Annotated in this window: 5 protein-coding genes; all 5 read right to left on the bottom strand. The window is 43.7% G+C overall.

The features are described 5' to 3' along the window. Nucleotides 1-53: 53 nt before the first annotated feature. Genes radA through VP97_RS13755 form a run of 5 tightly spaced genes read right to left on the bottom strand, consistent with a single transcriptional unit; the run spans nt 54 to nt 6,009 of the window. The gene (gene radA / locus VP97_RS13735) at nt 54-1,427 is read right to left on the bottom strand and encodes a DNA repair protein RadA (RefSeq protein WP_050182417.1); all 1,374 of its coding nucleotides are present in this window, start codon (nt 1,425-1,427) and stop codon (nt 54-56) included. 60 nt (nt 1,428-1,487) lie between these two features. Next, nucleotides 1,488-3,926, bottom strand: a complete 2,439-nt coding sequence (gene clpC / locus VP97_RS13740) for an ATP-dependent protease ATP-binding subunit ClpC (protein WP_050182418.1) — start codon at nt 3,924-3,926, stop codon at nt 1,488-1,490. An 18-nt stretch (nt 3,927-3,944) separates the two neighbouring features. Further along, nucleotides 3,945-5,000, bottom strand: a complete 1,056-nt coding sequence (gene mcsB / locus VP97_RS13745; protein WP_050182419.1) for a protein-arginine kinase McsB — start codon at nt 4,998-5,000, stop codon at nt 3,945-3,947. After that, nucleotides 5,000-5,533, bottom strand: coding sequence for a protein-arginine kinase activator protein McsA (gene mcsA, locus VP97_RS13750; RefSeq protein ID WP_050182420.1), 534 nt, complete (start codon nt 5,531-5,533; stop codon nt 5,000-5,002). The genes mcsB and mcsA overlap by 1 nt, the downstream gene beginning before the upstream one ends. Before the next feature lie 5 nt (nt 5,534-5,538). Further along, nucleotides 5,539-6,009, bottom strand: coding sequence for a CtsR family transcriptional regulator (locus tag VP97_RS13755; protein ID WP_050182421.1), 471 nt, complete (start codon nt 6,007-6,009; stop codon nt 5,539-5,541). Between the last annotated feature and the right edge of the window lie 141 nt (nt 6,010-6,150).

Genomic DNA, 6,150 nt, shown 5'->3' on the forward strand with positions numbered 1-6,150 from the left:
CGTTTCGAGCCCCGCGCTAATAATACGAGACTCGAATACGCTTCATTTTGGTTTTACTTACCAAATACCGTTTTTAATGCTTCGTTTACGGTAGAAACCCCAATAATTTGGACTCCTGCGGGCGCTGTCCAGCCGCCAATATTGTTAGCTGGAACAATAATACGAGTAAATCCAAGCTTTGCCGCCTCGTTTACACGCTGCTCAATTCGTGACACCCGGCGCACTTCACCAGTCAGCCCTACTTCACCGATCAAGCAGTCAGAAGCACCTGTTGGCTCGTCGCGAAAGCTGGAGGCAATGCTTACTGCTACCGCCAAGTCAATCGCCGGTTCATCAAGCTTTACGCCGCCTGCTACCTTCAAGTAAGCATCTTGATTTTGCAAAAGCAGACCGACACGCTTTTCCAGCACAGCCATAATAAGCGTCACACGATTATGATCAATGCCTGTTGCCATCCGCCGTGGATTTCCAAAGACCGTTGGTGACACAAGTGCCTGTATTTCTACCAATACCGGCCGCGTCCCCTCCATTGAAGCTACGACAGTGGAACCAGATGTTCCTTTTGTCCGCTCTTCTAAAAAAATCTCAGATGGATTTGCTACTTCTTCAAGGCCCGCTTCCTTCATTTCAAAGATGCCCATTTCATTCGTTGAGCCGAATCGATTTTTCACAGCCCTTAAAATCCGATACGTATGGTGCCGCTCTCCTTCAAAGTAAAGCACAGTGTCTACCATGTGTTCCAGCAAACGAGGACCTGCAATAGCCCCTTCTTTTGTTACATGGCCCACGATAAAAATAGCAATATTGTTTACTTTAGCAATACGCATAAGTTCAGCTGTACACTCACGCACCTGGGATACACTTCCTGGTGCTGAGGTTACTTCCGGATGGTGAACCGTTTGAATCGAATCTATAATTACAAACTGCGGCTTCATGCTTTCAATTGCTGAATGAATAAGCTGCAAATTGGTTTCAGCATAAATATATAAGCTTGTTTCGTTAATGCCCATTCGAGAAGCCCGCATTTTTGTTTGTTTTACTGATTCCTCACCCGATATATAAAGTACATTGCTTCCTTTTGACGAAAGCTGTGAAGAAACCTGTAAAAGAAGCGTAGATTTTCCAATACCCGGATCGCCGCCTATTAAAACGAGTGAACCAGGAACAACGCCGCCGCCTAACACTCGATTTAATTCTTTTAAATCAGTTTCTACTCTCGGCTCCTGAGAGGTTTCTACATCAATCAGCCTGGATGGTTTTGCCATGACCGTGTCTGAATGGGCAAAGGTCGTTCTCTTTGGCTTTCCAGTGATTTCTGTTTCTTCAACCATTTGATTCCACTGACCACAGCCCGGGCATTTCCCCATCCATTTTGGTGATTCGTACCCACATGCTCCACAAACGAACTTTGTTTTTACTTTAGCCATTTTCCTTCTCCTTTTTCATAAAAAACAGCGGGTCCATGGCAGACCCGCTGTACTCTTTTGTTACGAAGCTGAACCTGCCGCTGTGCGGACGACAAAATCACCTTTTTCATCTACATCCACCACAACGTGCTGTCCAGTTAACACGTTACCTTTAAGCAGCTCTTCTGACAAGCGATCCTCTACTTGCTTTTGAAGTGCCCGGCGAAGCGGACGCGCCCCATATTCCGGATCATATCCTTCATCTGCAATTTTCTCTTTCGCTTTATCAGACAGCTCGACATTGATGTCCTGCTCTTTTAAACGTGCTGTCAGCTGATCCGTCATAAGAGTAACAATTTCTTTCAAATGTTTCTTTTCAAGAGCATGGAAGACGATAATTTCATCGATACGGTTTAAGAATTCAGGACGGAATGCACGTTTTAGCTCATCCATCACTTTTCCTTTCATATCTTTATGGTCCTGCGACGCATCTTGAATATTGAAACCGACGTATTTATTTTTTTGCAATGACTGTGCCCCAACGTTAGATGTCATAATGAGGACAGTATTGCGGAAATCCACCGTACGGCCTTTTGAATCCGTTAAGCGTCCATCTTCAAGAACTTGAAGCAAGATATTGAATACGTCCGGGTGCGCTTTTTCAATTTCATCCAATAGAACAACGGAGTATGGCTTGCGGCGAATTTTCTCCGTCAGCTGACCGCCTTCTTCATAACCTACATAGCCTGGAGGCGAACCAACGAGACGAGAGGTTGAATGCTTCTCCATGTACTCGGACATATCAATACGAATCATCGCATCCTCATCACCGAACATAGATTCAGCCAATGCTTTAGCCAGTTCTGTTTTCCCGACGCCTGTTGGGCCGAGGAAAATAAACGAGCCGATTGGGCGTTTTGGATCTTTTAGTCCTGCACGTGCCCGGCGAACCGCTTTGGAAATAGACGTTACTGCTTCTTCCTGGCCGATCAAGCGGGAATGCAAAATTTCTTCCAGATTTAGCAAGCGGTCTGTTTCAGTCTGTGCCAATTTAGAAACCGGGATTCCAGTCCAGCTTGACACAACCATCGCAATGTCTTCCATTGTCACTTCACTGTTTTCTGTACCCTGCTTTTCTTTCCAGCTGTTTTTTGTCTGCTCCAGCTCTTCACGAAGCTTTTGTTCAGAATCACGTAGAGAGGCTGCTTTTTCAAACTCCTGGCTTTGTACGGCAGAATCTTTTTCATGCTTCAGTGCTTCAAGCTTCACTTCAAGCTCTTTTAAGTTTGGCGGTGTTGTAAAAGAGCGAAGTCGAACCTTTGAGCCAGCTTCATCGATTAAATCAATTGCTTTGTCCGGCAGGAACCGGTCAGAAATATAGCGATCAGACATTTTTACAGCTGCTTCAATCGCCTCATCTAAAATGGCTACACGGTGATGAGCTTCATACCGGTCACGCAGTCCTTTTAAAATTTGAATGGACTCATCAAGTGTTGGTTCGTCAACTTGAATCGGCTGGAATCGACGTTCTAGCGCTGCATCTTTTTCAATGTATTTGCGATACTCATCAAGCGTGGTAGCACCAATACATTGTAGTTCGCCCCTTGCAAGGGACGGTTTTAAGATGTTGGAAGCATCAATGGCACCTTCTGCGCCTCCTGCACCGATCAATGTATGCAGTTCGTCAATAAATAAAATAATATTACCTGCCTGACGAATTTCATCCATTACTTTTTTCAGGCGGTCTTCAAATTCACCACGGTATTTTGTTCCAGCCACTACCGTTCCCATATCAAGTGTCATCACACGCTTGTTGCGAAGGGTTTCTGGCACCTCATTATTAATGATTTGCTGAGCAAGACCTTCAGCAATAGCTGTCTTACCTACACCTGGTTCCCCAATTAAAACCGGATTGTTTTTCGTACGTCGGCTGAGCACCTCAATGACACGCTGAATTTCTTTACTGCGGCCGATAACTGGGTCTAAGCTTCCTTCCCGAGCAATCACCGTCAAGTCACGCGCCAGGCCATCAAGCGTTGGCGTACTAACATTTGACGCCTGGCCGCCCTGGCCACCGCCTGATTCACTACTGCCAAGCAGCTGTAATACTTGCTGGCGCGCTTTGTTTAAGCTGACACCAAGATTTCCAAGTACGCGTGCCGCTACTCCTTCTCCTTCACGGATCAATCCAAGTAAAATGTGCTCTGTCCCTACATAAGAATGACCAAGCTTACGAGCCTCATCCATGGAGAGCTCAATCACTTTTTTTGCTCGTGGTGTATAATGAACAGTTTTAGAAGCACCGTCACCTTTTCCAATTAGCTCTTCTACTTCTTCTTGAATCTTCTCCGCGCTAAGACCGAGACCGTACAGCGCTTTAGCCGCAATTCCTTCGCCTTCACGAACAAGTCCGAGTAGAATGTGTTCTGTTCCAATATTATTGTGACCCAGGCGAATCGCTTCTTCCTGTGCTAACGCTAATACCTTTTGTGCTCTTTCTGTAAAACGTCCAAACATCATATCCATTTCCCCCTTATCTTAATTCGTTTCCTCTAGTTCAAGCCGTTCTCGAATCAATGCGGCTCGGCGAATATCCCGTTCTTCCGCTCGAAGCGGTCCTCCGGCGTATTGCTGCAAAAAGCCTGGCTGCGTTAAAATCATCAGCTCATTTAAGATGCTTTTTGGTATATGAGTGATATACCCTAAATCGATCCCTAATCTAACATCTGACAAACATTGAAATGCTTCATTTGTTTCAATGACACGACTGTTTGATAAAACGCCGTACGAACGAAAGATCCGATCTTCAAGCTGAATAGGCGACGTTTGCATTAAAGCATCGCGTGCTGACTGCTCACGAGACATCAATTCATGTACAACACTGTCTAAGTCGTTAATGATGTCTTCCTCTGATTTTCCAAGTGTCAGCTGATTTGAAATTTGAAAGATGTTACCTAAAGCTTCGCTGCCTTCCCCGTAAATTCCTCTAACAACAAGTCCTAACTGGCTAATAGCTGGAATAATACGACTCATTTGCCGGGTTAACACCAGGCCAGGGAGGTGAATCATAACAGACGCCCGAAGTCCTGTTCCTACATTGGTCGGGCAAGCAGTTAAATAACCCATCTTTTCATCAAAAGCATATTGCACACGGCTTTCAATGACATCATCAATCTGATTGGCTCTTTCAAGTGTTTCATGCAGCTGTAATCCTGAAGATAAACACTGTATACGGAGGTGATCTTCTTCATTCACCATAATACTTACGTCCTCTTGTTCAGAAATAAGTACTGCACCGTATAAAGATGTTTCAGCTAAGTAAGGGCTGATTAAATGTTTTTCTACCAGTACTCTTTTTTGCAGAGGCGAGATATCCTCCATTTTTAACAGTTCAAGTGATAATGGTTCAGAAGCCGCTTCATTTATCTGGTCTACAACTTCTTTTGCTTTTTCCGCCGACAATATTGATGGAAACAAGACATCCTCTAAATTACGTGCTAATCTTATACGTGTACTAAGGACCACATCAGAATCAGGCCCTGTTCCACTCATCCATGCAGTGGTTTGCTGGTTGATGAATCGTTCCAGAGACATTACAAACCGCCTCCTTCACCCAGCATTTTTTTCTCTAAGGCACGAATCTGATCACGAATACCTGCTGCTTCTTCAAATTGCTCATTACTTATCATGTCTTGAAGTTTTTCACGCAGTTGATGTACTTCTTTTTGCAAGTGAAGAGCCCCTCCCATACGTGCTGGAATCTTCCCTTGGTGAACAGTATTACCACCATGAAGCCGTTTTAAAATAGATAATAATTTTGAATCAAACGACTTGTAACAGTAAGAACAGCCAAACTTGCTGCTTTGTAGAAATTGCTGAAATGTCATATGGCATTTTTCGCAATGTAGTTCCTTTTCCCGAAAAGAAGGGTTTGCAGAAAAGTGAGGCTCAGGATTAAATAACCCTCCCAGCAAATTATTTAATGAAAAAGCCGGGTGGCTGCTAAATAAGTGTTCACCCTTTTCATGAGCGCAATGCTCACATAAATAAACTTCCGTCATTTCTCCATTTACTGTTTTAGTGAAATGAAGGGCTGCCGGCCGCTCATGACACTCTTGACATATCATTCTGCTCACCTGCCTTCTACATATTTAAGAGATGCTAAAAATGACTTCATCATTCGTGCCCTTAATTCATCTCGTTCAGGCAACTCGGTGTTAATTACAGAACGTTCCATTACACCTATCATTAATTTCGCCTCGCGAGTGGAAATTACCTTTTCTTCAAGCAAACGATAAACAAAATTTTCTGCGCTCGCTTGTGAAAGCCTTGTACCTGTAAGGGTCATTAATTGATCAAGAAGATCACTTTGCTCATGTACAGTCACTTTAATAATGCGAATGTAGCCGCCGCCACCTCTTTTACTTTCAACTATATACCCGCGCTCAATCGTAAAACGCGTATTAATTACATAATTGATTTGAGATGGGACACATTGAAATTTGTCAGCAATCTCACTTCGCTTAATTTCGACAATTTCACTTCCATTGCGTTCGAGTACTTGTTTCAAATACTGTTCAATAATATCAGAAACGTTTCTCATGGTTTTCCCCACCTTGACCTTGACTATATTTGACGATAATTATAAAGGAAAGAAAGCATTCCTTCAATTATTTTGCCTTTAAATACAAAAAAGACAACCTGATTTCTCAAGTTGTCTTAACGTGCCAGGCGGCGTCCTGCT

It is taken from the genome of Domibacillus robiginosus (assembly GCF_000966195.1).
GTDB classification, from domain to species: domain Bacteria; phylum Bacillota; class Bacilli; order Bacillales; family Domibacillaceae; genus Domibacillus; species Domibacillus robiginosus.

Excerpts from the sequence above, each read along its gene's own strand:
- radA (WP_050182417.1), bottom strand. The coding sequence starts at position 1,427 with ATGGCTAAAGTAAAAACAAAGTTCGTTTGTGGAGCATGTGGGTACGAA.
- clpC (WP_050182418.1), bottom strand. The coding sequence starts at position 3,926 with ATGATGTTTGGACGTTTTACAGAAAGAGCACAAAAGGTATTAGCGTTA.
- mcsB (WP_050182419.1), bottom strand. The coding sequence starts at position 5,000 with ATGTCTCTGGAACGATTCATCAACCAGCAAACCACTGCATGGATGAGT.
- mcsA (WP_050182420.1), bottom strand. The coding sequence starts at position 5,533 with ATGATATGTCAAGAGTGTCATGAGCGGCCGGCAGCCCTTCATTTCACT.
- VP97_RS13755 (WP_050182421.1), bottom strand. The coding sequence starts at position 6,009 with ATGAGAAACGTTTCTGATATTATTGAACAGTATTTGAAACAAGTACTC.